This is a genomic window from Elioraea rosea (genome assembly GCF_007644105.1).
Taxonomy (GTDB): domain Bacteria; phylum Pseudomonadota; class Alphaproteobacteria; order Acetobacterales; family Acetobacteraceae; genus Elioraea_A; species Elioraea_A rosea.
Genome location: NZ_VFAC01000006.1, coordinates 23,016 through 46,807, shown reverse-complemented (window position 1 = coordinate 46,807; position 23,792 = coordinate 23,016). Strand labels below are relative to the sequence as shown.

25 protein-coding genes, 1 tRNA gene and 1 pseudogene are annotated in these 23,792 nt (G+C 70.7%); 24 read left to right on the top strand and 3 right to left on the bottom strand.

Translation table 11 applies throughout. From position 1 onward, the window contains the following. Position 1 precedes the first annotated feature (1 nt). From ribD to FIF60_RS06195, 8 genes are all read left to right on the top strand, one after another. Positions 2-1,123 (top strand): bifunctional diaminohydroxyphosphoribosylaminopyrimidine deaminase/5-amino-6-(5-phosphoribosylamino)uracil reductase RibD, encoded by a 1,122-nt coding sequence (gene ribD / locus FIF60_RS06230; protein WP_239451521.1) that lies wholly within the window; start codon positions 2-4, stop codon positions 1,121-1,123. Positions 1,124-1,128: 5 nt separating this feature from the next. Continuing rightward, positions 1,129-1,749, top strand: coding sequence for a riboflavin synthase (locus tag FIF60_RS06225; protein ID WP_144184956.1), 621 nt, complete (start codon positions 1,129-1,131; stop codon positions 1,747-1,749). Continuing rightward, positions 1,746-2,885 carry a 3,4-dihydroxy-2-butanone-4-phosphate synthase gene (gene ribB, locus FIF60_RS06220; RefSeq protein ID WP_239451520.1) on the top strand — a complete coding sequence of 380 codons (1,140 nt, stop codon included), beginning with the start codon at positions 1,746-1,748 and terminating at the stop codon, positions 2,883-2,885. The genes FIF60_RS06225 and ribB overlap by 4 nt, the downstream gene beginning before the upstream one ends. Before the next feature lie 2 nt (positions 2,886-2,887). After that, positions 2,888-3,352 carry a 6,7-dimethyl-8-ribityllumazine synthase gene (ribH, locus tag FIF60_RS06215; protein ID WP_144184953.1) on the top strand — a complete coding sequence of 155 codons (465 nt, stop codon included), beginning with the start codon at positions 2,888-2,890 and terminating at the stop codon, positions 3,350-3,352. Next, entirely contained in the window at positions 3,349-3,882 is a 534-nt protein-coding gene (gene nusB / locus FIF60_RS06210; RefSeq protein ID WP_239451519.1) for a transcription antitermination factor NusB, read from the top strand. Before ribH ends, nusB begins: the two co-directional genes overlap by 4 nt. 4 nt (positions 3,883-3,886) lie before the next feature. Further along, the gene (gene thiL, locus FIF60_RS06205; RefSeq protein WP_239451518.1) at positions 3,887-4,891 is read left to right on the top strand and encodes a thiamine-phosphate kinase; all 1,005 of its coding nucleotides are present in this window, start codon (positions 3,887-3,889) and stop codon (positions 4,889-4,891) included. Further along, positions 4,888-6,072 (top strand): MFS transporter, encoded by a 1,185-nt coding sequence (locus FIF60_RS06200; RefSeq protein WP_144184947.1) that lies wholly within the window; start codon positions 4,888-4,890, stop codon positions 6,070-6,072. The genes thiL and FIF60_RS06200 overlap by 4 nt, the downstream gene beginning before the upstream one ends. A 161-nt stretch (positions 6,073-6,233) precedes the next feature. Continuing rightward, positions 6,234-8,306: a sodium-translocating pyrophosphatase gene (locus tag FIF60_RS06195; protein ID WP_144184945.1), complete on the top strand. Its 2,073-nt coding sequence runs from the start codon at positions 6,234-6,236 to the stop codon at positions 8,304-8,306. 82 nt (positions 8,307-8,388) lie between these two features. Here FIF60_RS06195 and FIF60_RS06190 read toward each other — a convergent pair whose 3' ends face one another. Continuing rightward, the gene (locus tag FIF60_RS06190; RefSeq protein ID WP_158639087.1) at positions 8,389-8,880 is read right to left on the bottom strand and encodes an outer membrane protein assembly factor BamE; all 492 of its coding nucleotides are present in this window, start codon (positions 8,878-8,880) and stop codon (positions 8,389-8,391) included. A gap of 122 nt (positions 8,881-9,002) precedes the next feature. On the opposite strand from FIF60_RS06190, the gene FIF60_RS06185 reads away from it, so the two are divergent. The 14 genes and pseudogenes from FIF60_RS06185 to phoB all read left to right on the top strand — a co-directional run bounded on the left by FIF60_RS06185 (position 9,003) and on the right by phoB (position 19,405). Continuing rightward, positions 9,003-9,557, top strand: coding sequence for a ubiquinol-cytochrome C chaperone family protein (locus tag FIF60_RS06185; RefSeq protein WP_144184941.1), 555 nt, complete (start codon positions 9,003-9,005; stop codon positions 9,555-9,557). An 11-nt stretch (positions 9,558-9,568) separates the two neighbouring features. Next, complete coding sequence (locus FIF60_RS06180) at positions 9,569-10,027, top strand: YceD family protein (protein WP_158639086.1); 459 nt, start codon at positions 9,569-9,571, stop codon at positions 10,025-10,027. A gap of 131 nt (positions 10,028-10,158) precedes the next feature. After that, on the top strand, positions 10,159-10,362 hold the full coding sequence (gene rpmF, locus FIF60_RS06175; RefSeq protein ID WP_144184937.1) for a 50S ribosomal protein L32: 204 nt from the start codon (positions 10,159-10,161) through the stop codon (positions 10,360-10,362). Between the two features lie 78 nt (positions 10,363-10,440). Then, positions 10,441-11,550 (top strand): phosphate acyltransferase PlsX, encoded by a 1,110-nt coding sequence (gene plsX / locus FIF60_RS06170; protein WP_144184936.1) that lies wholly within the window; start codon positions 10,441-10,443, stop codon positions 11,548-11,550. Positions 11,551-11,554: 4 nt separating this feature from the next. After that, the gene (locus FIF60_RS06165) at positions 11,555-12,580 is read left to right on the top strand and encodes a beta-ketoacyl-ACP synthase III (RefSeq protein WP_144184934.1); all 1,026 of its coding nucleotides are present in this window, start codon (positions 11,555-11,557) and stop codon (positions 12,578-12,580) included. 134 nt (positions 12,581-12,714) lie between these two features. After that, a complete protein-coding gene (locus FIF60_RS06160) occupies positions 12,715-13,032 on the top strand; it encodes an integration host factor subunit alpha (RefSeq protein ID WP_144184932.1) in 318 nt (105 codons plus the stop codon). Between the two features lie 32 nt (positions 13,033-13,064). Continuing rightward, a pseudogene (locus FIF60_RS22440) lies at positions 13,065-13,311 on the top strand (MerR family transcriptional regulator); the annotation flags it as partial. Between the two features lie 374 nt (positions 13,312-13,685). Next, positions 13,686-13,762, top strand: a tRNA-Pro gene (locus tag FIF60_RS06150). A gap of 248 nt (positions 13,763-14,010) precedes the next feature. Then, positions 14,011-15,063 carry a phosphate ABC transporter substrate-binding protein PstS gene (pstS, locus tag FIF60_RS06145; protein ID WP_239451516.1) on the top strand — a complete coding sequence of 351 codons (1,053 nt, stop codon included), beginning with the start codon at positions 14,011-14,013 and terminating at the stop codon, positions 15,061-15,063. A gap of 101 nt (positions 15,064-15,164) precedes the next feature. Then, positions 15,165-16,163 carry a phosphate ABC transporter permease subunit PstC gene (gene pstC / locus FIF60_RS06140; RefSeq protein ID WP_144184928.1) on the top strand — a complete coding sequence of 333 codons (999 nt, stop codon included), beginning with the start codon at positions 15,165-15,167 and terminating at the stop codon, positions 16,161-16,163. 16 nt (positions 16,164-16,179) lie between these two features. Further along, the gene (gene pstA, locus FIF60_RS06135) at positions 16,180-17,064 is read left to right on the top strand and encodes a phosphate ABC transporter permease PstA (protein ID WP_144184926.1); all 885 of its coding nucleotides are present in this window, start codon (positions 16,180-16,182) and stop codon (positions 17,062-17,064) included. 8 nt (positions 17,065-17,072) lie between these two features. Then, entirely contained in the window at positions 17,073-17,921 is an 849-nt protein-coding gene (gene pstB / locus FIF60_RS06130; protein ID WP_144184924.1) for a phosphate ABC transporter ATP-binding protein PstB, read from the top strand. Between the two features lie 25 nt (positions 17,922-17,946). Continuing rightward, on the top strand, positions 17,947-18,672 hold the full coding sequence (gene phoU / locus FIF60_RS06125) for a phosphate signaling complex protein PhoU (protein WP_204251122.1): 726 nt from the start codon (positions 17,947-17,949) through the stop codon (positions 18,670-18,672). Positions 18,673-18,706: 34 nt separating this feature from the next. Beyond that, a complete protein-coding gene (phoB, locus tag FIF60_RS06120) occupies positions 18,707-19,405 on the top strand; it encodes a phosphate regulon transcriptional regulator PhoB (protein WP_144184922.1) in 699 nt (232 codons plus the stop codon). Positions 19,406-19,506: 101 nt separating this feature from the next. Here phoB and FIF60_RS06115 read toward each other — a convergent pair whose 3' ends face one another. Beyond that, positions 19,507-20,523, bottom strand: coding sequence for an Ldh family oxidoreductase (locus tag FIF60_RS06115; RefSeq protein ID WP_144184920.1), 1,017 nt, complete (start codon positions 20,521-20,523; stop codon positions 19,507-19,509). 96 nt (positions 20,524-20,619) lie between these two features. On the opposite strand from FIF60_RS06115, the gene FIF60_RS06110 reads away from it, so the two are divergent. Further along, positions 20,620-21,084 (top strand): MmcB family DNA repair protein, encoded by a 465-nt coding sequence (locus FIF60_RS06110; protein ID WP_239451515.1) that lies wholly within the window; start codon positions 20,620-20,622, stop codon positions 21,082-21,084. Positions 21,085-21,255: 171 nt separating this feature from the next. On the opposite strand, the gene FIF60_RS06105 is transcribed toward FIF60_RS06110, so the two are convergent. After that, positions 21,256-22,398, bottom strand: coding sequence for a bifunctional 2-C-methyl-D-erythritol 4-phosphate cytidylyltransferase/2-C-methyl-D-erythritol 2,4-cyclodiphosphate synthase (locus FIF60_RS06105; protein WP_144184916.1), 1,143 nt, complete (start codon positions 22,396-22,398; stop codon positions 21,256-21,258). A 138-nt stretch (positions 22,399-22,536) separates the two neighbouring features. Between FIF60_RS06105 and dusB the strand changes: the two genes are divergently transcribed. Then, the gene (dusB, locus tag FIF60_RS06100; protein ID WP_144184914.1) at positions 22,537-23,661 is read left to right on the top strand and encodes a tRNA dihydrouridine synthase DusB; all 1,125 of its coding nucleotides are present in this window, start codon (positions 22,537-22,539) and stop codon (positions 23,659-23,661) included. Positions 23,662-23,792 lie beyond the last annotated feature (131 nt).

Genomic DNA, 23,792 nt, shown 5'->3' with positions numbered 1-23,792 from the left:
AATGACGGGGGCGGAGGCCGATCTCGTCTGGATGCGGGCCGCCCTGGCGCTCGCACGACGGGGGCTGGGCAATGTCTGGCCGAACCCCGCCGTCGGCTGCGTCATCGTGAAGGACGGCATCGCGGTGGGCCGGGGCTGGACGCAGCCTGGCGGGCGGCCGCATGCGGAGACAGAGGCGCTCAGGCGCGCGGGCGAGGCGGCGCGGGGGGCGACGGCCTATGTCACGCTTGAGCCCTGCTGCCACTGGGGCCGCACGCCCCCCTGCACCGATGCGCTGCTTGCTGCCGGCATCGCCCGCTGCGTGATCGCTCTGCGCGACCCCGACCCGCGGGTGAACGGCGAGGGTATCACCCGGCTTGCGGCAGGTGGCGTCTCGGTCACCGAGGGGGTGGCGGAGGCTCAGGCGGCCGAGGTCAATCTCGGATTCGTGTCGCGAATCCGCGCCGGCCGGCCGATGGTGACGCTGAAGCTCGCCTCGACGCTGGACGGGCGGATCGCCGCACCGAACGGCGAGAGCCGCTGGATCTCGGGCGAGGCCTCGCGGCGCGTTGCCCACATGCTGCGCGCCGCGCACGATGCCGTGCTGGTCGGCGCCGGCACGGCCGCGGCCGATGACCCCGCTCTCACCGTCCGCATCGCCGGGCTCGTGCCAGGCGGAAGGCCCGGCCCCGTGCGCGTGGTGGCGGATGGGCGGCTTCGCATGCCGCTCACCTCCGTTCTGGTGGCAACGGCGCGGGAGACGCCAACCTGGGTGCTGACGCTTCCGGGCAATGACCGCGCGCGGATCGGCGCTCTCGCCGAAGCCGGCTGCACCGTGATCGAGGTGAAGCAGGATCCCGCCACCGGCCAGCCCGACCTCGCCGACGCGCTCCGCGCCCTGTCGGGGCGGGGGATCACCCGTGTGCTCGCCGAAGGGGGAGGGACCCTTGCCGCAGCGCTACTTTCGGCCGATCTGGTCGACAGGCTCGCCTGGTTCGGCGCCCCCGCCCTAATCGGGGCGGACGGGGTGCCCGCGATCGCCGCACTCGGCCTGCCCGGCATCGGCGCGATGCCGCGGTTCCGCCGCCTCTCCCTTGCCTTTCCGGGCGGGGATCTGTTCCTGCAACTCGCCCGCGAGGAGTGAGACTGATGTTCACAGGCCTCGTCACCGATCTGGGCACCGTCCGCGCCATCGTGCCGGCCGGAACCGCGACCGACCTTCGGCTCGAGATCGCGACGGCCTGGAACACCGCCGCGATCGAGTTCGGCGCCTCCGTCGCCTGCTCGGGCTGCTGCCTGACCGTGGTGGAGAGGGGCGAGGGGTGGATGGCCTTCAACGCCTCCGGCGAGACGCTGTCGAAGACCACGCTCGGCCGCTGGCGGCCCGGCACGCGCGTCAACCTCGAGCGGTCGCTGAAGGTGGGAGACGAGCTCGGCGGGCATTTCGTCTCGGGCCACGTCGATGGCGTCGGTGTCGCCGCCTTGGCCGAACCCGATGGCGGCTCGGTGCGCTGGCGCTTCCGCCCGCCGCCTGCGCTGATGCAATTCATCGCCGCGAAGGGCAGCGTTGCGGTGGACGGGGTCAGCCTGACCGTGAACGACGTTGACGCGGACGGCTTCGGGGTCAACATCATCCCCCACACGGCCGCGGTGACGAGCTTCGGCGCGCTCCGCCCCGGCGATCCCGTCAATCTTGAGGTGGACATGCTGGCCCGCTACGTCGCTCGCATTTTGGGCCAGACCGCTGCAGCAGGCGCACGGGGCGCATGATGGCCGCGCCGAAGCCCCTCTCCGTCGATTGGCGCGAGTTCCTCTCCCCCACAGAGGAGATCATCGAGGAGGCGCGCCGGGGCCGGATGTTCATCCTCGTCGATGACGAGGACCGCGAGAACGAGGGCGACGTCGTCATCCCCGCCCAGTTTGCCGATGCGGAAGCCGTCAACTTCATGGCCAAGCACGCGCGCGGGCTGATCTGCCTCGCCATGACGCGCGAGCGCGTCGAGACGCTCGGCCTTCCACTGATGAGCCAGGCAAACGGCACCCGGCACCAGACGGCCTTCACCGTCTCCATCGAGGCGCGCGAGGGCGTCACCACGGGCATCTCGGCGGCCGACCGCGCGCGCACCGTCGCTGTCGCGATCGACCCTGGGAAGGGGCCGTCGGACCTCGTGACCCCGGGTCATGTCTTCCCGCTGATGGCGCGCGAGGGCGGCACGCTCGTCCGCGCAGGCCATACCGAGGCGGCGGTCGACATCGCCCGCCTCGCGGGGCTGAACCCGTCCGGCGTGATTTGCGAGGTGATGAACGACGACGGCACGATGGCGCGGCTCCCAGACCTCGTCGGCTTCGCGCAGCGCCACGGGCTGAAGCTCGGCACGATCGCCGACCTGATCGCGCATCGCCGCCGCACCGAGCGGCTCGTCGGCCGCGTCGCCGAGACGGTGTTCGAGAGTTCCTTCGGCGGAACGTTCCGCATGATCGTCTACGCTAACACCGTCGAGTACGCGGAGCATATCGCGCTGGTGAAGGGCGACGTGACGCAGGGCGGGCCGGTGCCCGTGCGCATGCACGCACTCAATGTGCTGACCGACGTGCTCGGCGATGTCGGCGCCGGTTCCGGCGGGGCGGAGCTGCACGAGGCGATGCGCATGATCGGCGCAGAGGGCCGCGGCGCGGTGGTGCTGATCCGCGAGCCACGGCCGACGGCGCTGTCGGAGCGCGTCGCGCGGGCGCGCGACGGCTCGCCGCCTGCGTTGCGCGACTACGGCGTCGGCGCGCAGATCCTCCTCGATCTCGGCGTGCGCGAGATGGTGCTGCTGACCAATCACCCGCGCGCGATCGTCGGGCTCGACGGCTATGGGCTGTCGGTCGTCGCGCATCGTCCCATTCCGCACGAGGCCGCCTGATCATGCCCGACACCAAGCCGAAGCCGCCCCACATCCTGGTGGTCGAGGCGCCCTATTACCGCGAGATCGCCGCGGGCCAGCTTGCCGGGGTGAAGCGCACGCTCGAGGCCGCAGGCGCGAGCTTCGAGGTCGTGCAGGTGGCCGGCGCCTTCGAGCTTCCCGGCGCCGTCCGGCTTGCGATTGGCGCGATGGCGCGCGCCGGCGGGCCGCGCTGGGACGGGTTCATCGCGCTCGGCTGCGTGGTGCGCGGCGAGACCGACCACTACGACCATATCTGCCGCGAAACGGCTCGCGGGCTGATGGATCTGACCGTGCAGTTCGGCGTGCCCGTCGCGTTCGGCGTGCTGACCGTGCATGACGAGGAGCAGGCGCTCGCCCGCGCCCGCGACGACGAGATGAACAAGGGCGTGGAAGCCGCCAACGCCGTCCTCGCGCAGATCGCGCTCGCCAGGACATGGGGCGCGTGAGCGCCGCAGCGAAATCCGCCCGCAAGGGCAGGCCTGCCGCGGCCGGACGGCCGAGGACGGCCGCGCGGCTTGCCGCCGTGCAGGCGCTCTACCAGGCCGAGCATGGCTCGATCAGTCCCGAGACGGTGCTCGACGAGTTCGTCCGCCACCGCGTCGGCGGGCAGGAGGGCGCGCCGCTCGCCGCCGGCCCGCTCGACGAGGGCGCAGCCCCCGGCGCCGACGTGCCGCTTCTCGCGCGCATCGTGCGCGGCTACGCCGTGAACGCCGAGGCGCTCGACGGCGTCGTCGCCGCCTCGCTCGCGGAGGACTGGCCGCTCGCGCGGCTCGACCCTGTCCTGCGCGCGCTACTGCGCGCCGCCGCGGCCGAGCTCTTCGATGCCAAGGGCCCGCCTGCCCGCGCCGTGATCAACGAGTACATGGACGTCGCGCACGGCTTCTTCGGCGGCGAGGAGCCGCGCTTCGCCAATGGCGTGCTCGACCGGATCGCGCGCACGCTGCGCGGGCCCGAGTTCGCCACCGGCCTGGGCTGACCACGTGTCCACCAGCGAGGAGGGCGATGCCCTTCCGGGCGAGTTCGCCCTCATCGCCCGTCACTTCCGGCCGCTCGCCGCGCACGCGCCAGGCGCGCTCGCCCTGTCGGACGACGCGGCACTGCTCGACCCGCCGCCCGGACGGACGCTCGTTCTCGCAGCCGATGCGATGGTCGCCGGCGTGCACTTCCTGCCGGACGACCCGCCCGAGACGATCGGCCGCAAGCTTCTCCGCGTGAACCTGTCCGACCTCGCAGCGATGGGGGCGGAACCGCTCGGCTACCTGATGACGACAGCGCTTTCGAAGGACACCGGCGATCCCTGGCTCGCCGCCTTCGCCGCAGGGCTCGCGGAGGACCAGGCACGCTTCGGCTGCTACCTGCTCGGCGGAGACACGGTCTCGACCACTGGGCCGGTGACGCTCTCGCTCACCATTATTGGCTCGGTGCCCAAGGGGGCGGCGCTGAAGCGCAGCGGCGCGCGCGCGGGCGATGCGCTCTGGGTCAGCGGCACGATCGGCGACGGCGCGCTCGGCCTGCTGGCCTTGACCGGCCGGCTGGATGAGCTCGGCGGGGAGGGCCGTGCCCATCTCGCCTCCCGCTACCGGCTTCCCGAGCCGCGGCTTGCGCTCGGCGCGGCGCTGGGCGGCCTGGCCACCGCCTGCATGGACGTGTCGGACGGGCTCGTCCAGGACGTGGGCCATCTCGCGCGCGGCGCGGGGCTCGCCGCCACGATCGAGGCCGCTGCCGTGCCGCTCTCGCCGCCCGCGGCAGAAGCGGTCGCCGCCGACCCAACGCGCCTCGCCACCTGCCTGACCGGAGGCGACGACTACGAGCTCGTCTTTGCGGCGCCCGAGGCGGCGGCGGACGCCGTGCGCGCAGCGGCCGCGCGGGCAGGGGTGCCGGTCGCGCGCATCGGCGCCTTCGGCCCCGGTTCGGGCGTGACGGTAACCGGCGCCGATGGCGCGCCGCTGAGGCTTGGCCGCGGCGGCTGGAGCCACGTTGCATGAGCGGAATCGCCCACCAGAGGCGGAATGTCGGCCTGCTGTTCCTCTGCCAGTCGCTGAACCAGGCGGCGATGAGCGGGCAGGTCGCGATGTCCGCACTGATCGGCCACAGCCTCGCGGGAGACAAGGCGCTCGCGACCCTCCCCATGGCGGTGCAGATGGCAGCGACCATGGCTGCCTCCATCCCGGCGTCGTGGATGTTCGCGCGGCTTGGCCGGCGCATCGGCTTCTCCGCCGGCGCGACCTCGCATCTCGTCTCGCTCGCGCTCGCGGTCATCGCCCTGTGGCAGGCAAGCTTCGGCCTCTATCTGCTGTCCACGGCCTTCGGCGGGCTCGCCTTCGGCATCGCCATGCACTACCGCTTCGCCGCCGCCGAGGCAGCGGATGCGTCCTGGCGGCCGAAGGCGATCAGCCTCGTGATGGCCGGCGGCGTGTTCGGCGCCTGGGCCGGGCCGGAGATCGTCAAGTGGACCAAGGAGGGGCTTGCGCCCGTCCTGTTCGCGGGCAGCTACGTCGCCTTCTCGGTGATCCCGGCGACGGCGCTGGTCGTGCTGGCGATGACGCGCCTGCCCGCGCCGCCGCCACGCCCCGCGGTCGCGGTGCCGCTCGGCCCCATCCTGCGCCGGCCGCAGGTTCTTGTCGCGATCATCGCCGCCGTCATTGCCTGGGACACGATGAACCTCGTGATGGCGGCCACCCCGCTCGAGATGATGCTCTGCGGCTTCGGGGTGAACGACAGCGCGACCATCATCCAGTGGCATGCCGCGGCGATGTTCGCTCCTGCCTTCGTCACGGGCCACCTGATCTCCCGCTTCGGGGTGGGGCGCGTGATCGGGACCGGCGCGATGCTGACGGCGGCCTGCGCCGCCATCGCCATCCAGGGCTCGGCGTTCGGCTATTTCCTCGCAGCCCTCGTCCTGCTCGGCATCGGCTGGAACTTCATGTTCGTCGGCGCGACCACGCTTCTCTCCGCCTCCCTCGCGCCGGCCGAGCGGTATCGCGGCCAGGCCGCGAACGACATGATCGTGTTCGGCTCGGTCACGTTCACCGCGGTCGGGGCCGGGGTGGTGCACCACCATGTCGGGTGGCTCGTGCTCAATCTCGCCATCCTGCCGGCCGTCGGCGTCGCGCTGCTGGCGCTTGCCTGGCTCCCGCGCAGGGAAGAGGTGCCCGCGCCCGGGTGAGATTGCGTCGCCCTTCCGTGCATGGCATAGGGTCGCGGCCTCGCAAGACCGTGACCGCGCCGTGACAGTGCGGCGAGGACAGGTTGGCCCGGGGCACGCTGCCGCCGCTCGCACGGGCATCCGCCCGGTCAACGACAACAAGCACAGTCACGGGATCGCCAATGAGCCTGACCTTCGTGATCCTCTGCGGCCTCCTGGCCGTCGCCTATGGCGCCTACGCGGCGAAGGCCGTGCTCGGCGCTCCCGCCGGCAGCGCGCGCATGCAGGAGATCGCCGCGGCCATCCAGCAGGGTGCGCAGGCCTACCTGAACCGGCAGTACACCACGATCGCCATCGTCGGCGTCGTCGTCTGCATCGCGCTCGCGATCCTGCTGTCGATCTGGTCCGCCATCGGGTTCGTCATCGGCGCCGTGCTTTCGGGCGTCGCGGGCTATATCGGCATGAACGTCTCGGTGCGGGCGAACGTGCGCACGGCGGAAGCCGCGCGGCAGGGCCTGCAGCCCGCGCTCGACATCAGCTTCAAGTCCGGAGCCATCACCGGGCTTCTCGTGGTCGGTCTCGGCCTGCTCGGCGTCGCCGGCTACTGGGCCTGGCTGCGCGGCGCCGGCGTGGCGGACCGGACGGTTCTCGAGGCGCTCGTCGCACTCTCCTTTGGCGCGAGCCTCATCTCCATCTTCGCCCGTCTCGGCGGCGGCATCTTCACCAAGGGCGCCGACGTGGGCGCGGACCTCGTCGGCAAGGTCGAGGCCGGCATCCCCGAGGATGACCCCCGCAACCCGGCCGTGATCGCCGACAACGTCGGCGACAACGTGGGCGACTGCGCGGGCATGGCGGCGGACCTGTTCGAGACCTACGCCGTGACGATCGTCGCGACCATGCTGCTAGGCGCGATCTTCTTCACCGGCGAGACCGCAGCGACCCTGATGATGCTGCCGCTCCTGATCTGCGGCGTCTGCATCGCGGCCTCCGTCGCGGGCACGTTCTTCGTCAAGCTGGATGGCTCGAACGCCATCATGAAGGCGCTCTACAAGGGCCTGATCGCAACGGGCGCGATTTCCGCGGCGCTGATCTTCGTGATCATGCTCCTCTACACCGGGCTCGGTCGCATCGAGGGCACCGCCTTCTCGGGCTTCGGGCTGTTCGTCTGCTCGCTCGTCGGCCTGGGCGTCACCGCAGCGATCGTGTGGGTCACGGAATACTATACCGCGACCGAGTATCGCCCTGTGATCTCGATCGCCAACGCCTCGACGACGGGCCACGGCACCAACGTGATCCAGGGCCTCGCGATCAGCATGGAGGCGACGGCTGCGCCGGTCGTCATCATCTGCATCGGCATTCTGGTCGCGTTCCTGACCGCGGGCATCTACGGCATCGCCATCGCGGCAACGACCATGCTCGCGCTCGCCGGCATCGTCGTCGCGCTCGATGCCTACGGGCCGGTGACGGACAATGCGGGCGGCATCGCGGAGATGGCGGAGCTGCCGGCGGAGGTGCGCGTCACCACCGACGCGCTCGACGCGGTGGGCAACACGACGAAGGCGGTGACGAAGGGCTACGCGATCGGCTCGGCCGGCCTCGCCGCCGTCGTGCTGTTCGCCGCCTATATCGAGGACCTGAAGCACTACTTCCCCTCGGTGCCCGTCGAGTTCAGCCTGGCCGACCCCTATGTCGTCATCGGCCTCTTCATGGGCGGCATGCTCCCCTACCTGTTCGGCTCGATGGGCATGACGGCCGTCGGCCGTGCGGCGGCAAGCGTGGTCGTCGAGGTGCGGCGGCAGTTCCGCGAGATTCCGGGCATCATGGAAGGCACGGCCAAGCCTGATTACGGCCGCGCCGTCGACATGCTGACCAAGGCCGCCATCAAGGAGATGGTCATCCCCTCGATGCTGCCGGTGCTCGCGCCCGTGGTGCTGTGGGTGGTGATCGCGGTCATCGCCGGCCAGGCGGCTGCCTTCGCCTCGCTCGGCGCGATGCTGCTCGGCACGATCGTGACCGGCCTCTTCGTCGCGATCTCGATGACGGCCGGCGGCGGTGCCTGGGACAACGCCAAGAAGCTGATCGAGACCGGGCTGCATGGCGGCAAGGGCTCGGAGGCGCACAAGGCGGCTGTCACCGGCGACACGGTCGGCGATCCGTACAAGGACACGGCCGGGCCGGCGGTGAACCCGATGATCAAGATCATCAACATCGTGGCCATCCTGCTTCTCGCGATCCTCGCCAAGCTCGTCGGCTGAGGCGCGGACAGAGCCAAACGAAAGGGCCGGCGGAGCGATCCGCCGGCCCTTTGCCGTTCGGGGGCGGGACCCGGTCGGGTCGTCAGATGCCCGGCGCGCCGGGGCCGCGGTTCTGCGCCGGCCCGCCCGGGCTGAAGCGCCCGATATTGCCGAGAAGCATGCCGAGGAAGCTCACGTCGTTGCCAGGGGTGGGGGTGACGCGCGCGATGGGGTCGATGGGCTTGGCTTCGTCCTTGCCGATCACCTCGAAGCCCTGGACCACGCCCATCCTGTCGAAGCGGACGGCGACGACCTCCTGCTCGATCAGCGCGTCGACGCGGCCGACGCGGTTCTCCGTCATCCCGCCGATGTAGTACCAGGTCTCCTCCCCGAACGGCGCGGTGGCGGTCGGCGAGCCGAGCAGGGCGGTGACGTCGGCCCGCGTCTGCACGCCGGGGACGATCTCGGCCAGGAGCTCCTTGTCGACCCGGTGGCCGCGCGGATCCTTCGTCGAGTCGACGATGCCGCAGCCGGCGAGAAGGGTGCCGGCGAGCAGGAGAGGGCCGAGGCGGGCCCCGAGGCTGGTCTTGTGCATGGCGATCCCATCCCGGACTGCGATTGACGCCGATCCTGTCCGGACCATCTCATCGGGTGTCACACTCGCCGGCGTGCTGTCAACGTGCCGTTCGGCAAGCGCCCCGAAGCCGGATCGAAGCCATGCCCCTTGCCTCGCTGTTCCGCCGCCGCCGTTTCGAGCGCGAGGGCTTCCGGCTCTACGGCATGGCCGTCGCCGCGGCGCGCGACCCTGCCTGGTATGCCGAGCTCGGCGTTCCCGACACGCTCGACGGCCGCTTCGACATGATCGCCGTCTTCGCCTTCCTCCTGGTCGACCGCGCGCGGTCGGACCCGGATGCGCGCGGGCCAGAGCTCGCCCAGGCCGTGTTCGACGCGATGTTCGCGGACATGGACCAGAACCTGCGCGAGATGGGGGTTGGCGACCTTTCCGTCGGCAAGAAGGTGAAGGTGATGTGGGAGGCCTTCAACGGCCGCGCCCGGGTCTATGCCGCGGCCGTCGAGAGCGGGGAGGAGGGGGCGCTCGCCGAGGCGCTGGGGCGGAATGTCTGGCGCGTAGAGGCGCCGACCGAGGGGGCGGCGCGGCTCGCAGAGGCGGTGCACCGCCAGCGCCGGCACCTCGCAGGCCAGGACTTCGCCGCGCTCGTGGCTGGCGAGGCGCAGTTCCTGCCCGCCTCGGCGGCGCTCGCCCAATCGTGATGGGCAGGGCCGTGATCTCGCGACCCGAGTTCTCCCGCCCCGTCACCGTCGCCACCCTGAAGCCGGGCGGCGAGGCGGTGACGCTGACCGCCACCGAGGCGGAGCGGCAGGCGCTCGCCCGACGCCTCGGCGTGGAGGGCGTGCGGGAGGTCGAGGCCGAGCTTCGCCTCGCCCCGCGCGGCAAGGGGCTCGTCGCGGTGCGCGGGCGGCTTCGCGCGACGCTCGACCGTCTCTGCGTCGTCAGCCTCGAGCCCATCGCGGAGAGGATCGACGAGCCCTTGTCGATTCTATTCCGCCCCGAGGATTCGGGGCCAGGCGAGGTCGAGCTCGATGCGGAGGCCGAGGACGAGGAACCCTACGAAGGCGGCACCATCGACCTCGGGGAGGCGGTGTCGCAGACCCTCGCACTGGTGATGGACCCGTGGCCGCGTGCCCCAGGCGCCGAGGCCCCGCCGCACGACGCGACCTGACCGGTATCGGCGAGCCATGCGGAAAATGCTGGAAACTCCTGTGGCACTTGGAACTTTACGCGCCGGAGGGCCTCTGCTAGCAACTCGCCCTTCCACGGTTTCCTTTTCGTGACAGAGCAAGGCGGATCCCAATGGCGGTTCCCAAGCGGAAGACGTCCCCTTCACGGCGCAACATGCGCCGTTCGCATGAGGCCTTGCACACCGAGGCACATGGCGAGTGCCCCAACTGCGGCGAGCTCAAGCGCCCGCACCATGTCTGCGGGTCCTGCGGCTATTATGACGGCCGCGAGATCGCGCCGGCGGGGGACAAGCTGAAGGTTGTCGTCCGCACCTGAGCGGCGGCACGGAGGAAGCATGGCGCGAGCCGTGCCTGAGCGGGCTGGCCGGGGCGTGACGACCCCGGTCCTTGCCCCATGAGCGCTCCGTATCCGCTCGTCGTCGACGCGATGGGCGGCGACAAGGCGCCCGCGATGGTCATCGACGGGCTCGCCGTCGCGCTCGAGCGCCATCCTGGCACGCGTTTCCTGCTCGTCGGCGACGAGGCGGCGCTGACGCCGCTGCTTGCCCGCAAGCCTGCGCTGGCCGCTGCCTGCACGCTGCGCCACGCGGCCGAGGCAGTGCCGAACGAGATGAAGCCCACGGCCGCGCTGCGGCTGCGGAACTCCTCGATGCGCATTGCGATCGACGCGGTTGCGGCCGGCGAGGCCGACGGCGTGGTCAGCGCCGGCAACACCGGCGCGCTGATGGCGCTCGCCAAGATCGTGCTCAAGTCGCTGCCCGGCATCGACCGCCCCGCCATGGCCGGTATAGGCCCCTCCGCGCGCGGCGACTTCGTGATGCTCGACCTCGGCGCGAACGTGCAGTGCGATGCGCGCAACCTCGTCGAGTTCGCGGTGATGGGTGAAGTGTTCGCCCGTACCGTTCTCGGCCTCCGCTCCCCCTCCATCGGCCTGCTCAACGTGGGCGCCGAGGAGTTGAAGGGGGACGAGCGGGTTCGCCAGGCGGCCGAGGTGCTGCGCGCCTCGCATGTCTCGCCGCTTTTCCACGGCTTCATCGAGGGCCACGACATCGCCGCCGGAACGGTCGACGTCGTGGTGACGGACGGGTTCACCGGAAACGTCGCGCTGAAGACCGGGGAGGGCACGCTCAAGCTGGTGCGCGACCTCCTTCGCCAGGTCTTCTCCTCGACGCTCGCGGCCAAGCTCGGCTACATCCTCGCCCGCCCCGCGCTCGAGCGCCTTCGCGAATGGCTCGACCCGCGGCGCTACAACGGCGCCGTCCTGCTCGGCCTCAACGGCGTCGTGGTGAAGAGCCATGGCGGCACAGACGCGCTCGGCTTCGCCCACGCCGTCGACCTCGCGATGGACATGGTCACGCACGGGTTCAACGAGCGCATCGGCGCAGAGCTGACGCAGCTCCGCGAGGAGGCCGCGGCGCGCACGGCGCGCGAGCAGGCGCTAGCGAACGGCAACGGCGAGGCCGCGCGGGGCGCTCCTGCCGTGCCCGCCTCCGTGTCGGGCTGAGGCGATGGACGGCGTCCACCCCGCGCGCGACCCTGGCGCGCCCGCCGCCGTCGCGCCGCGCATCCGCTCGGTGTTTGCAGGTTTCGGCGGCGCCCTGCCGCCCCGCGTCGTGACGAATGACGATCTCGCCGCGACGCTCGATACCTCGAACGAGTGGATCATCGAGCGCACCGGAATCCGCGAGCGGCGCATCGCGGCAGATGGGGTGACCGCCTCCGACCTCGCCGCCGAGGCGGCCCGGGCGGCACTTGCCGATGCCGGGCTCGAGCCGGAGGCGATCGACGGCATCGTGCTCGCCACCTCCACGCCCGACCGGACCTATCCCGCCACGGCGGTGTTCGTGCAGGCGAAGCTCGGCATGACGCGGGGCTTTGCGTTCGACGTCGCAGCCGTGTGCACCGGCTTCATCTACGCCCTCTCCGTGGCCGACGCGATGATCCGCGCAGGCCAGGCCCGCGCGCTGCTGGTGATCGGCACCGAGGTGAACTCCCGCATCCTCGATTGGTCCGACCGTGGCACGGCGGTGCTGTTCGGGGACGGGGCGGGGGCGGTGGTCCTCCGTGCGGCAGAGGGGCGCGGCGACACCGCCGAGCCTGGCATCCTCTCGACGCATCTCCACGCCGACGGACGGCACGAGGGCATCCTCCACGTCGATGGCGGCCCGGGCACGACCGGTACCGTCGGGCATGTGCGCATGCAGGGGCGGGAGGTGTTCCGCCACGCCGTGTCCAAGCTCGCCGCGGTGGTTGACGAGGCGCTCGCCGCGAACGGCCTAGCCCAGGGCGATGTGGACTGGCTGGTGCCCCACCAGGCGAACCTCCGCATCATCGACGCGATGGGCCGCAAGATCGGGCTTCCGCCGGAGCGCGTCGTGGTGACCGTCGATCGCCACGCCAACACCTCCGCCGCCTCGATCCCGCTCGCGCTCTGGGAGGCGCATCGCGACGGCAGGCTGCGCAAGGGCCAGCTCGTCCTGATGGAGGCGATCGGCGGCGGGCTCACCTGGGGCGCCGCGCTTGCCCGCCTTTAGGCCGCGCTTCCTGGGCGCCTGATCCGCCCATCCTAATGCCCTGATCTTTCTTCATTCGGCCGGGCACTCTGCTTGACGGAGCGAAGCAACGGCTGGTAGCGTCCTTGTAACGAAGCAAAGTTGGACGAGGCGGCATGACGGGAAGCACGGTGACGCGCGCGCAGCTTGCCGAGGCCGTCTACGAACAGGTTGGCTTGTCGCGCAACGAGTCAGCGCAGCTTGTCGAGACCGTGCTCGAGATCGTCGCCGGCGCGCTCGAGCAGGGCCAGCCCGTGAAAATCTCCTCATTCGGAACATTTGCCGTGCGGCAGAAGGGGCGGCGCATCGGCCGCAACCCCAAGACCGGCATCGAGGTGCCCATTCTGCCCCGCAAGGTGCTGGTTTTCCGGCCAAGCCAAGTGCTGAAGGCGCGTGTGAACGGCCAGACCGTGCCGGCGGAGGATGAGGCGTGAGCCCCGACGGGGATCCGCTCCCGCCGCAGCGCGCGCCTGGGCGGAAGGCGCCATCGGCTTTCCGAACGATCAGCGAGGTGGCCGATGAACTTCACATCCCGCAGCATGTGCTGCGCTTCTGGGAAACCAAGTTTCCCCAGCTGAAGCCGCTGAAGCGCGGCGGCGGACGGCGCTACTACCGGCCGGAGGATGTCGATCTCCTCCGCCGGATCAGCGACCTGCTCTACATCCAGGGCTACACGATCAAGGGCGTGCAGCGCCTGCTGCGCGAAGGCGGCGCCGAGGAGGGCGAGGCACCCCTGCCGGAGCACGCCGAGCCGGAGCTCGAGGAGGCGCCGAAGCCGCAGCTTCCGCTTCCCGGCATGCCGCCTGGCAGCGCGGAAGCTGAGCGGGCGCGGGCGCCGAAGCCCGTCGTTCGCGTGCGTGCGGAGCGTGCCGCCGCGCCCGCGCCCGCGGGCGAAGGGCGCGAGGCAGCGCTTCGCGCCGTGCTCGGTGACCTGCTGGCGGAGCTCCGTGCCATCCGCTCGCTGATCGACGTCCCGGCAGAGCATCGCGAGGCTCGCCGGGCGGGCTCGGACCAGGAGTAGCTGGGCCGGGCTGCCCCGCGGCGCGGGCGTTGACAGCCGCGAAGGCGCGGGCCATCAGAGGGCCGTCGGAGCGTAGCGCAGCCTGGTAGCGCATCAGTCTGGGGGACTGGGGGTCGTGGGTTCGAATCCCGCCGCTCCGACCATTTCCTGGCACCGCCAATGACGCTGAGTGCGTATCGCTGCGCCGCTTCGCGCCCCCGCGCGAAGGCGGCCGCGCTTCTCGACAACGCTCGCATGTTGTCCGGACATGCGTTCGTGCCCGGCGGTGCGAGTGTCACGGAAGCTTCATCAAACCGAAACATGACCGTCTTGGACGGCTCCTATGGTGGCGCCCGCCAGGAGTCGCGGCGGCGCGTGCCGTCGCGTCTGAATGTGACAAGGGAGAGGTGGAGTGAGCATCCGAAACACGGCCCTCGCGGCCGCTGCCGGGCTTGTCCTGTCGTTCGGGACGGCCGCGGCGCAGCAGATCACCGGCGCGGGGGCGACGTTCCCGGCACCGCTCTATCAGAAATGGGGCGAGGCGGGGCAGGAGCCCACGGGGCTGCAGCTGAACTACCAGGCCATCGGCTCGGGCGGTGGCATCAACCAGATCACCAACCGCACCGTGCTGTTCGGCGCCTCCGACGCCAACCTGACCGCGGAGCGGCTCGGCCAGGCCAACCTGTTCCAGTTCCCGACGGTGCTGGGCTCGATCGTCCTCGTCTACAACATCCCAGGCATCGAGAGCGGCAAGCTGCGGCTGACGGGCGAGCTCGTGGCCGACATGTATCTTGGCAAGATCCGCCGCTGGAACGACCCCAAGCTCGTCGAGCTGAACCGCGAGCTGAACCTGCCGAACCTGCCGATCGCGCCGGTCTACCGCGCCGACGGGTCGGGCACGACCTTCCAGTTCGCGGGCTACCTCTCGATCGTCTCAGACGAGTTCAAGACGAACGTGGGCCAGGGCACCTCGGTTCCCTGGAAGGCGGGCACGGGCGGGCGCGGCAACGCGGGCGTGGCCGGCATCGTGCGGCAGACGCGCGGCTCGATCGGCTATGTCGAGCATGCCTACGCCAAGCAGAACAACCTCGCCATGGCGCAGCTCCGCAACAAGGCGGGCAACTTCGTCTACCCGACGGAGGACACGTTCCAGGCCTCGGCCGCCTCGGCCGACTGGCTGTCGGACCCGACCTTCGGCATCTCGCTGCTCGACCAGCAGGGCGAGAAGAGCTGGCCGATCGTGGCGCCCACCTACATCCTCCTGCCGAAGAACCCGACCGACGTTGCCGGCAGCCGCAACGTGATGCGGTTCTTCGACTGGGCCTTCAAGGAGGGTGACCGGTTCGCCGACGAACTCGGCTACATCCCGCTCCCGCAGAACGTGAAGGACGTGATCCGCCAGGCCTGGAGCCGCGAGATCAAGGGCCCGAACGGCGAAGTCATCTGGACGGGCAGCGGTTCGTGAGGTGAAACCCGGTCTGGGGTGGCGGGGCCTGGCGGTCCTGCCACCCTGCCAGGTGTCTTGCGTGATGGGGCGAAGGGGCCGGTCGATGCCGAGGGGGCATGATGCAGCAGGCAGCTAGCGCGGCGGCAACGATGGGCGGCCCGCTCGGCAGCCATGGGGGCCGGGCGCGCACGGCACGCCGGTCCTCCAACCTTGGCGACCGGATCTTCGAAGGCATCGTCACCGCCGCGGGCCTTCTCGTGCTCGGCCTGCTCGGCGGCATCATCGTCCTGCTCTTCATCGGCGGCTGGCCTGCCTTCCGCGAGTTCGGCTTCGGCTTCCTCTGGAGCGCGGAGTGGGATTCGGTGCGGGAGCAGTTCGGCGCCGTCATCTCCGTCTACGGCACCATCGTCACCTCCATCCTCGCGATCGTCTTCGCGGTGCCTGTCGCCTTTGGCATCGCCTACTACCTCACCGAGATCGCACCGGAGGTGATCCGCCGGCCCGTAGGCATCGCGATCGAGCTGCTCGCCGCCGTGCCCTCGATCATCTACGGCATGTGGGGCCTGTTCGTCCTCGCACCGTTCCTCGCGCAATACGTCCAGCCGCCGATCCAGGACTGGACGATGGACATCCCCATCCTGAACGAGCTGTTCGGCGGCCCGGCCTTTGGCATCGGCATCTTCACCGCGGCACTCATCCTCGCGATCATGATCCTGCCCTTCATCGCAGCGACCATGCGCGACGTCTTCATGCAGGTTCCGGCGATCTACAAGGAGAGCGCCTACGGCCTCGGCGCGACGCGCTGGGAGGTCGTGCGCAACGTCGTGTTCCCCTACACGCGCGCCTCCGTGGTCGGCGGCATCATGCTCGGCCTCGGCCGCGCGCTCGGCGAGACGATGGCGGTGACCTTCGTGATCGGCAACGCCAACGCGATCAGCCCGTCGCTTTTCGCCACCGGCAACACGATCGCCTCCGTCATCGCGCTCGAGTTCCCCGAGGCGCTGCAGGGCTCGCTGAAGCTCTCCTCGCTTCTTGCGCTCGGCTTCATCCTGTTCGTCATCTCCTTCATCGTCCTGGCGACGTCGCGCTACATGCTGCGCCCGCGCCTCGGGAACTAGGCCCAGGAATCAGGACATGGCCGACGCACTCTCCGCCCCGACGCTCCGCCGGCCTGCGACGGCGCTGGCGCGCCGGCGCAAGCGCATGGACAGGCTCATCGGGCTGTTCGCCTATGCCTCGACGGCGATCGGCCTGTTCTTCCTCGGCTGGCTCCTGGTCACGCTGATCGGCCGCGGCGCTGCGGCGTTCGACGTCACCATCTTCACGAAGTCGACCGCTCCGCCGGGCAGTGGCGGCGGCCTGCTCAACGCGATGGTCGGCACGCTGATCCAGACCGTCCTCGGCACCGCCATCGGCGCCCCGATCGGGCTTCTCGTCGGCACCTATCTTGCCGAGTACGCGCGCAACTCCGTGCTCGGCAACACGGTGCGGTTCGTGTCCGACATTCTTCTCTCCGCGCCCTCGATCCTGATCGGCCTCTTCGTGTACCAGCTGATCGTGATCAACACGGGCGGGTTCTCCGGCTGGGCCGGCGTCGTCGCGCTCGCGATCATCGTCATCCCCGTCGTCGTGAGGACGACCGAGGACATGCTCCGGCTGATCCCCGATACGCTTCGCGAGGCGGCGATCGGGCTCGGCTCGCCGAAATGGGTGATGATCCGCTTCGTCTGCTACCGCGCGGCGATGCAGGGCATCATCACCGGCGTGCTCCTCGCCGTCGCGCGCATCGCGGGCGAGACGGCGCCGCTTCTGTTCACCTCGCTCGGCAACCTCAACTGGTCGACCGACCTGAACGAGGCCATGCCCTCCCTGCCGATCACGATCTACCAGTACGCCGCGAGCCCGTACGACGACTGGATCGCGCTCGCCTGGGTGGGCGCGCTGATCATCACCGTCGCCGTGCTCGCGATCAACATCGTCGCCCGCTACCTGATCCGAACCGAACCCTCGAGGAAGTGAGAATGGCCATGAGCAACGACTCTCCCTCCGTGGCGGTCGCGGCCGATCCCGGTTCGACGAGGAGCTTCGGCGGCGTGGCGGCGCGCTCGCGCGCGACGCTGAACGAGCCGCGCATTTCCTGCCGCAACCTCGACTTCTTCTACGGCGACAACCAGGCGCTGAAGGGCATCACGCTGGATTTCCCCGACCGGCAGGTGACGGGCATGATCGGGCCCTCGGGCTGCGGCAAGTCGACGCTGCTGCGCGTGCTGAACCGGATGTACAGCCTCTACCCCGGCCAGCGCGCGACTGGCGAGGTGATCCTCGATGGCGAGAACATCCTCAGCGACAAGGTCGACCTCAACTTCCTCCGCTCGCGCGTCGGCATGGTGTTCCAGAAGCCGACGCCGTTCCCGATGACGATCTACGAGAACATCTCCTTCGGCGTGAAGCTGCACGAGAAGCTCGGCAAGCGCGAGATGGACGAGCGCGTCGAGTGGTCGCTCCGCCGTGCCGCCATCTGGGACGAGGCGAAGGACCGGCTGCACACCAACGCGATGGGGCTTTCGGGCGGGCAGCAGCAGCGCCTCTGCATCGCGCGCACCATCGCGGTGAAGCCGGAGGTGATCCTGTTCGACGAGCCGACCTCCGCGCTCGACCCGATCTCGACGCTCAAGATCGAGGAGCTGATCGACGAGCTGAAGCGCGACTTCACCATCGTGATCGTGACGCACAACATGCAGCAGGCCGCGCGCTGCGCCGACCAGGTCGCCTTCTTCTTCCTCGGCGAGCTGATCGAGGTCTCGCCCGCGGCGGAGCTGTTCACGAGGCCGAAGCACCCGAAGACCCAGGAGTACATCACCGGGCGCTTCAGCTGAGCGGCCCGCAGGAGGACCCCCCGAGGTGAGCGAGCACATCGTGAAGAGCTACGAGGACGAACTGAGGCTGCTGCGCGACATGATCGCCCGCATGGGCGGCATGGTCGAAAGCCAGCTCTCCCAGGCAACCAACGCGATGGTCAGGCGCGACGTCGCGCTCGCCTCCCGCGTCGTCGAGGCAGACCCGCAGGTCGACGCGCTCGACCGCGAGATCGCCCATCACGTCGTCAGGCTGCTCGCGCTGCGCCAGCCCGTGGCGTCCGACCTCAGGCTGATCGTCGCGGCCATGCGCATATCCTCGGACCTCGAGCGGGTGGGCGACTATGCCGCGAACGTCGCCAAGCGCTCGATCGTCCTCGCGCAGATGCCGCCTCAGGTCTCCGTCGGCCCGCTCGAGCGGATGAGCCGCATGGTGCAGGAGATGCTGAAGGACACGCTCGATGCCTTCGCCACGGACGACGACCCCAAGGCGATGGAGGTGTGGCGCCGCGACGAGGCGGTCGACGAGATGTACAGCGCGGTGTTCCGCACGCTGCTGACCTACATGATGGAGGATCCGCGCAACATCACGCCGTGCACGCATCTTCTCTTCATCGCGAAGAACCTCGAGCGTATGGGCGACCACGCGACGAACATTGCCGAGACGATCCATTTCGCCGTGGTCGGCGAGGACCCGGTCGGCGCAAGGCCGAAGGGCGACACCTCCGCGCTCGCCTCGGCACAGGCAGGAGACGCGACCCGTGAGGCTTGAACCGAGCATGTCCGCGGCCGCCAGCATCTCGGGAATGCTGAAGCCGCTCATCCTCGTCGTGGAGGACGAGGCGCCGCTCGTCACCATGCTGCGCTACAATCTCGAGAAGCAGGGCTTCCGCGTCGAGGAAGCGACCGACGGGCAGGAGGCGCTGACCAAGATCGCCGAGGTCCGGCCTGATCTCGTCCTGCTCGACTGGATGCTTCCGGCGATGTCGGGCATCGAGGTGTGCCGCCAGATCCGCCGCAAGCCGGCGACGCGCGACCTTCCCGTGATCATGGTCACCGCACGGGCCGAGGATGCCGATGCCGTGCGCGGCCTGAACACGGGGGCGGACGACTACATCACCAAGCCCTTCCCGATGGAGACGCTGCTTGCGCGCATCCGCGCGCTGCTCCGCCGGTCGGGGGCAACGCCTGCGAAGGGAACGCTGAAGTTCCACGACATCACGATGGACCTCGCTGCCCACCGCGTGCAGCGGCAGGGGCGGTCGGTTCATCTCGGCCCAACGGAGTTCCGCCTGCTCGAGTTCTTCATGCAGCACCCGGGCCGGGTGTTCTCGCGCGAGGAGCTTCTCGACGCCGTGTGGGGTCCCGACATTCATGTCGAGCCGCGCACGGTGGACGTGCACATCCGCCGCCTGCGCAAGAGCCTGAACGGCCCGGGCGAGCTCGACGTCATCCGCACCGTGCGTGCCGCGGGCTACGCCCTCGACACCGAGCCTTCGGGCTGAGCGCGCGTCGGTCGCCCGCACCGCCGGCGTCGAACCCGCCGGCGGCACCCCGCGTGGCGGAACCGCGCTGAGGCTGCATCAGCCGGTCGTGAGGGGCGTGATCAGGCTCCGGCGAGGTCGCGCAATGTCGCGAGGAGCGCCTGGGGGTAGGGGATGCCTTCGGCGGCGTTGCGGGCCCGCACCTGCAGCCGCCTGTCGCCCGGAAGCCGGACGCCAGGTTCCGCCAGCACGCGCGCGGTGATCGCCGTGACCCGTGCCGCGACCGCCTCTGCCGTGCCGCCGACCGCGCCCGGCGCGATCGCGAGGAAGCTCTGGCCGATGCGCGGCGGCCCGCCCTTGTCGTCGAAGAAGCTCGAGGCCTCGAACCCGGCATGGGAGGCAGTCAGCGCCGCCGTGAGCAGTTCCACCGCGAGCACGAGCGCCGCTCCCTTGTCGCCGCCGATCGGCAGCATCGCGCCAGCGAGCGCGGCCTTCGCATCCGTCGTCGGCGCACCCGCCGAATCCACCGCCCAGCCTTCAGGGATCGGCTCGCCCTTCTGCGCGGCGACCATGATCCTTCCCCGCGCAGCGACGGAGAGGGAGAGGTCGATGACGAGTGGCGCGCGGCCAGCCATGGGGCAGGCGAAGGCGATGGGGTTGGTGCCGAAGAGCGGCGTGCCGCTCCCCGCAGGCGCGATGGCGGCGGGCGAGTTGGTGAAGGCGAGCACGAAGGCGCCCGCCTCACGCGCGAGGTCCTCCGCGAAGAGCCCAAGCGCGCCGGCATGGTGGCTGTTGCGCACCCCGCAGGCGACCACGCCCTGCGCGGGTAGAAGCGAGGCCATCCAGGAGAGGCCGAGCGCGATCGCCGGGTAGGCGAGCCCGTCATCGGCATCGACGGCGATGGTTGCGGCGGCGGGGCGGGAGAGGGAAGGCGAGGCGGCGCCCTTGAGCTTGCCGGCGCGGAGCTGCGCCGCATAGGCCGGAAGGCGGGAGAGCCCGTGGCTCGCGATGCCGTCGAGGTCGGCGCGGGCGAGCATCCGCGCCGTATGCGCGGCCGGGTCCGAGCCCGCACCGGAGGCACGGAGCACGGCGGCCGCGAGCGTCTCTGCGGCGTCGAGCGGGAGGCGTTGTTCTGTCATGCCGTCCCGCCTACGCGGCGCGCTGGTGCATGACAAGCTCTGTCGTGCCTGGTCTTGGCAGCGGCGGCGCCTCCGGCGTTCAATGCGCGTATGTCGATGCTCGCAGAGGCCCGCGCCGCCGAACGCACGCTTGCCGTCACGCAGGGGGCTGCGCGGCTGATGGGCCGCCTCGGCCTCGCCGTGCTGCGCGAGGTGCCGCTCGCGGATGGGAGGCGGGCGGACCTTCTCTGCCTCGCCCCCGATGGCGGCTTCACCATCGTCGAGGTGAAATCCTGCGCGCGGGACTACCTGACGGATGCGAAGTGGCAGGACTACCTCGCCTGGTGCGACCGCCTGTACTTCGCCGTCGATCCCGCGTTCCCACACGGGTTGATCCCGGGCGAGGTGGGGCTGATCGTGGCCGATGCGTGGGACGGGGCGGTGCTGCGCGACGCCTCGTGCCATCCGCTCGCGCCGGCCCGGCGCAAGGCGGTGATGCTGCGCTTCGCGAGGCTCGCGGCACGACGCGCGGAGGCAGTGCTCGACCCCGCCGGCGCTGCCGCCGGGCTGTCGCCGGACTAGCTTCCTGGGTCTGGCACGCGGCTTGCTGCAGGAGAGTTGTCGGTCGCAGAGTTTATCCTGCGGCTGTCTGCTAAGCCTTCCTCAACCTTGCCTCGCGGGGCTTGCCGAACAGGCGGCCCCGCATTTTTTTGCCAAGGCGGTTGCAAATTGCAACGCAATCCGCGTCCCGGTTCAGGGCGGCAGAAGCAGCGTCGCCGCCGCCTGGGCAGCGATGCCCTCGCCACGGCCGGCGAAGCCGAGGCGCTCGGTCGTCGTCGCCTTCACCGAGACGCAGGAGGCGGCAACGCCCATCAGCGCCGCAAGCCTCTCGCGCATCGCCGCCGCATGCGGGGCGATCTTCGGCCGCTCGCAGATCAGCGTCACGTCGGCATGGGCGATTCGCCCGCCGCGCGCGGCAACGCGCGAGGCGGCATGGCGGAGGAAGGCGGCGCTGTCGGCGTCCTTCCAGCGCGCCTCGGACGGCGGGAAATGCGTGCCGATGTCCCCCTCCGCCATCGCGCCGTAGATCGCGTCGCACAGCGCGTGGATGCCGACATCGGCATCGGAATGCCCCGACAGGCCGAGCGGGGAGGGCAGCGCGACGCCGCAGAGGACCAGGGGGCGGCCAGGCACAAGGCGGTGGACGTCGAACCCCGTGCCGATGCGGGGGACCAGCGCGGCGCCGAGCAGCGCCTCTGCGCGGGCGATGTCACCGGGAAGCGTCACCTTGATGTTGTCCTCCGAGCCGGGAACGAGGCGAACCCCCAACCCTGCCGCCTCTGCCACCGCGGCATCGTCGGTCATTGCCGCGCCGGCTGCCGCGCGGTGCGCCTCGAGGATCGCTTCGAAGCGGAAGCCCTGCGGCGTCTGCACCCGCATCAGCCCCTCCCGCGGCACCGTCTCGCCCACCATGCCCGCTGCGTCGCGCTTCAGCGTATCGGTCACCGGCACGGCCGGGATCGCGCCCTCGGCGCCGGCGGCGAGCGCATCGAGCACCGCCTCGATCACGGCAGGCGAGACGAGCGGGCGCGCGGCATCGTGGATCAGCACGACATCGGGCGGATCGGTCGCAAGTGCTTCCAGCCCGGCGCGCGCGCTCGCCTGCCGCGTCACCCCGCCTGGGGTCGCGGCAGGCAGGCCGAGGCCGTCCAGGGCCGCGGCGCAGCCTTCCGGCTCGCCCACCACCCGGACGCCGGCGATGCGCGGATGCGCGAGGAAGGCGCGGGCGGAATGGCGGAGCAGGGGCTGCCCGGCCAGGGTGAGGAACTGCTTGGGGAGGGGCGAACCGAGGCGCTCGCCGCGCCCGGCCGCGAGAATGAGCGCCACGCTTCGCATGCGCCCGCACGCTAGCGCCTCGCCACCGACGAGGAAATGCCCGTGCGGTCGAGCTCGCGTGGATGGCCGATTGCGGAGCGGGGGGTGCGTCGCTACTTTGCCCAAATCGTGAGCAGCATCGAGAGAGACCCCAAGGCGATGGATGCCGAGTGTGCAGACGCCGCCCCGGATGTGACCAGCGCGCGCGCAGCCCGGACCGAACGTCCGCAGCGCCCGCCCGGCCCCCTTGCGCCGATCGTCCTCGGACCGCGCGCCACGATCGCCGTGCCGGTGATCCTCGCGCCCATGTCCGGCGTGACGGACCTGCCGTTTCGCAGGCTCTGCCGTAGCCTTGGCGCGGGGCTCGTCGTCTCCGAGATGATCGCCTCCTGGGCGATGATCCGCGAGAACCGCCAGACGCTGAAGATGGCCGCGCTCGACCGCGAGGCGGACGAGGGCGCCCCGGGCTCGCCCCAGTCGGTCCAGCTCGCCGGCTGCGATCCGGAAGCGATGGCCGAGGCCGCGCGGCTGAACGAGGACCGGGGTGCTGCGATCATCGACATCAATTTCGGCTGCCCGGTGAAGAAGGTCACGAACGGGCAGAGCGCGGGCTCGGCGCTCATGAAGGACGAGGTGCACGCCGCCCGCATCCTCGAGACCACGGTCCGTGCCGTGTCGGTGCCGGTGACGCTCAAGATGCGCATGGGATGGGACCATTCGCGCCTGAACGCGCCGAACCTCGCGCGCATCGCCGAGGAATGCGGCATCCGCATGGTGACCGTGCATGGCCGCACGCGGCAGATGTTCTACACCGGCGAGGCGGACTGGACGTTCGTCGCGCGCGTGAAGGCGGCCACGCGCCTGCCCGTGATCGTCAACGGCGACATCGTGACCCCCGAGGACGCGTCCGAGGCGCTCGCGCTCTCCGGGGCCGACGGGGTGATGATCGGCCGCGGCGCCTATGGCAGGCCGTGGATCCTCGCCCAGGTGGCGCATTTCCTCGCGACGGGCGAGCGCCTGCCTGAGCCGAGCCTCGCGCGTCAGCACGCCGTGCTGATGCAGCACTATGACGCGATGCTCTCCCACCACGGCGAGAACCCGGGCGTGCGCCTCGCACGCAAGCATGTCGGCTGGTACTCGAAGGGTCTCCCCGGTTCAGCCGAGTTCCGCTCCGCGGTGAACCGCGCCGACACGCGCGCAGAGGTGGCAGAGCTGATCGAAGGCTTCTACCGGCCGCTGATCGAGGCCGAGCAGAGGGGCGAGCCGCTCAGGCTCGCCGCATGAGGCATGCCCGCGGGGGGCGGGTCTGGGCAGCGGGGGATGACGGGATGACGGCCGTGGCGCGGGCAGGGGGCTTGGCATGAAGGTCGGACTGAAGGCCGGGCGGGGGCGGCGGTCCCTCGCCGTGGTGCGGG

Coding starts and splice junctions, on each gene's coding strand:
- phoB (WP_144184922.1), top strand. CDS start 18,707: ATGCTGAAGCCGCTCATCCTCGTCGTGGAGGACGAGGCGCCGCTCGTC.
- FIF60_RS06185 (WP_144184941.1), top strand. CDS start 9,003: ATGCCCCTTGCCTCGCTGTTCCGCCGCCGCCGTTTCGAGCGCGAGGGC.
- FIF60_RS06225 (WP_144184956.1), top strand. CDS start 1,129: ATGTTCACAGGCCTCGTCACCGATCTGGGCACCGTCCGCGCCATCGTG.
- pstB (WP_144184924.1), top strand. CDS start 17,073: ATGAGCAACGACTCTCCCTCCGTGGCGGTCGCGGCCGATCCCGGTTCG.
- dusB (WP_144184914.1), top strand. CDS start 22,537: ATGGATGCCGAGTGTGCAGACGCCGCCCCGGATGTGACCAGCGCGCGC.
- ribB (WP_239451520.1), top strand. CDS start 1,746: ATGATGGCCGCGCCGAAGCCCCTCTCCGTCGATTGGCGCGAGTTCCTC.
- pstA (WP_144184926.1), top strand. CDS start 16,180: ATGGCCGACGCACTCTCCGCCCCGACGCTCCGCCGGCCTGCGACGGCG.
- plsX (WP_144184936.1), top strand. CDS start 10,441: ATGAGCGCTCCGTATCCGCTCGTCGTCGACGCGATGGGCGGCGACAAG.
- FIF60_RS06195 (WP_144184945.1), top strand. CDS start 6,234: ATGAGCCTGACCTTCGTGATCCTCTGCGGCCTCCTGGCCGTCGCCTAT.
- rpmF (WP_144184937.1), top strand. CDS start 10,159: ATGGCGGTTCCCAAGCGGAAGACGTCCCCTTCACGGCGCAACATGCGC.
- FIF60_RS06165 (WP_144184934.1), top strand. CDS start 11,555: ATGGACGGCGTCCACCCCGCGCGCGACCCTGGCGCGCCCGCCGCCGTC.
- FIF60_RS06200 (WP_144184947.1), top strand. CDS start 4,888: ATGAGCGGAATCGCCCACCAGAGGCGGAATGTCGGCCTGCTGTTCCTC.
- FIF60_RS06190 (WP_158639087.1), bottom strand. CDS start 8,880: ATGCACAAGACCAGCCTCGGGGCCCGCCTCGGCCCTCTCCTGCTCGCC.
- FIF60_RS06160 (WP_144184932.1), top strand. CDS start 12,715: ATGACGGGAAGCACGGTGACGCGCGCGCAGCTTGCCGAGGCCGTCTAC.
- FIF60_RS06110 (WP_239451515.1), top strand. CDS start 20,620: ATGCTCGCAGAGGCCCGCGCCGCCGAACGCACGCTTGCCGTCACGCAG.
- ribH (WP_144184953.1), top strand. CDS start 2,888: ATGCCCGACACCAAGCCGAAGCCGCCCCACATCCTGGTGGTCGAGGCG.
- pstC (WP_144184928.1), top strand. CDS start 15,165: ATGCAGCAGGCAGCTAGCGCGGCGGCAACGATGGGCGGCCCGCTCGGC.
- FIF60_RS06105 (WP_144184916.1), bottom strand. CDS start 22,398: ATGCGAAGCGTGGCGCTCATTCTCGCGGCCGGGCGCGGCGAGCGCCTC.
- ribD (WP_239451521.1), top strand. CDS start 2: ATGACGGGGGCGGAGGCCGATCTCGTCTGGATGCGGGCCGCCCTGGCG.
- FIF60_RS06115 (WP_144184920.1), bottom strand. CDS start 20,523: ATGACAGAACAACGCCTCCCGCTCGACGCCGCAGAGACGCTCGCGGCC.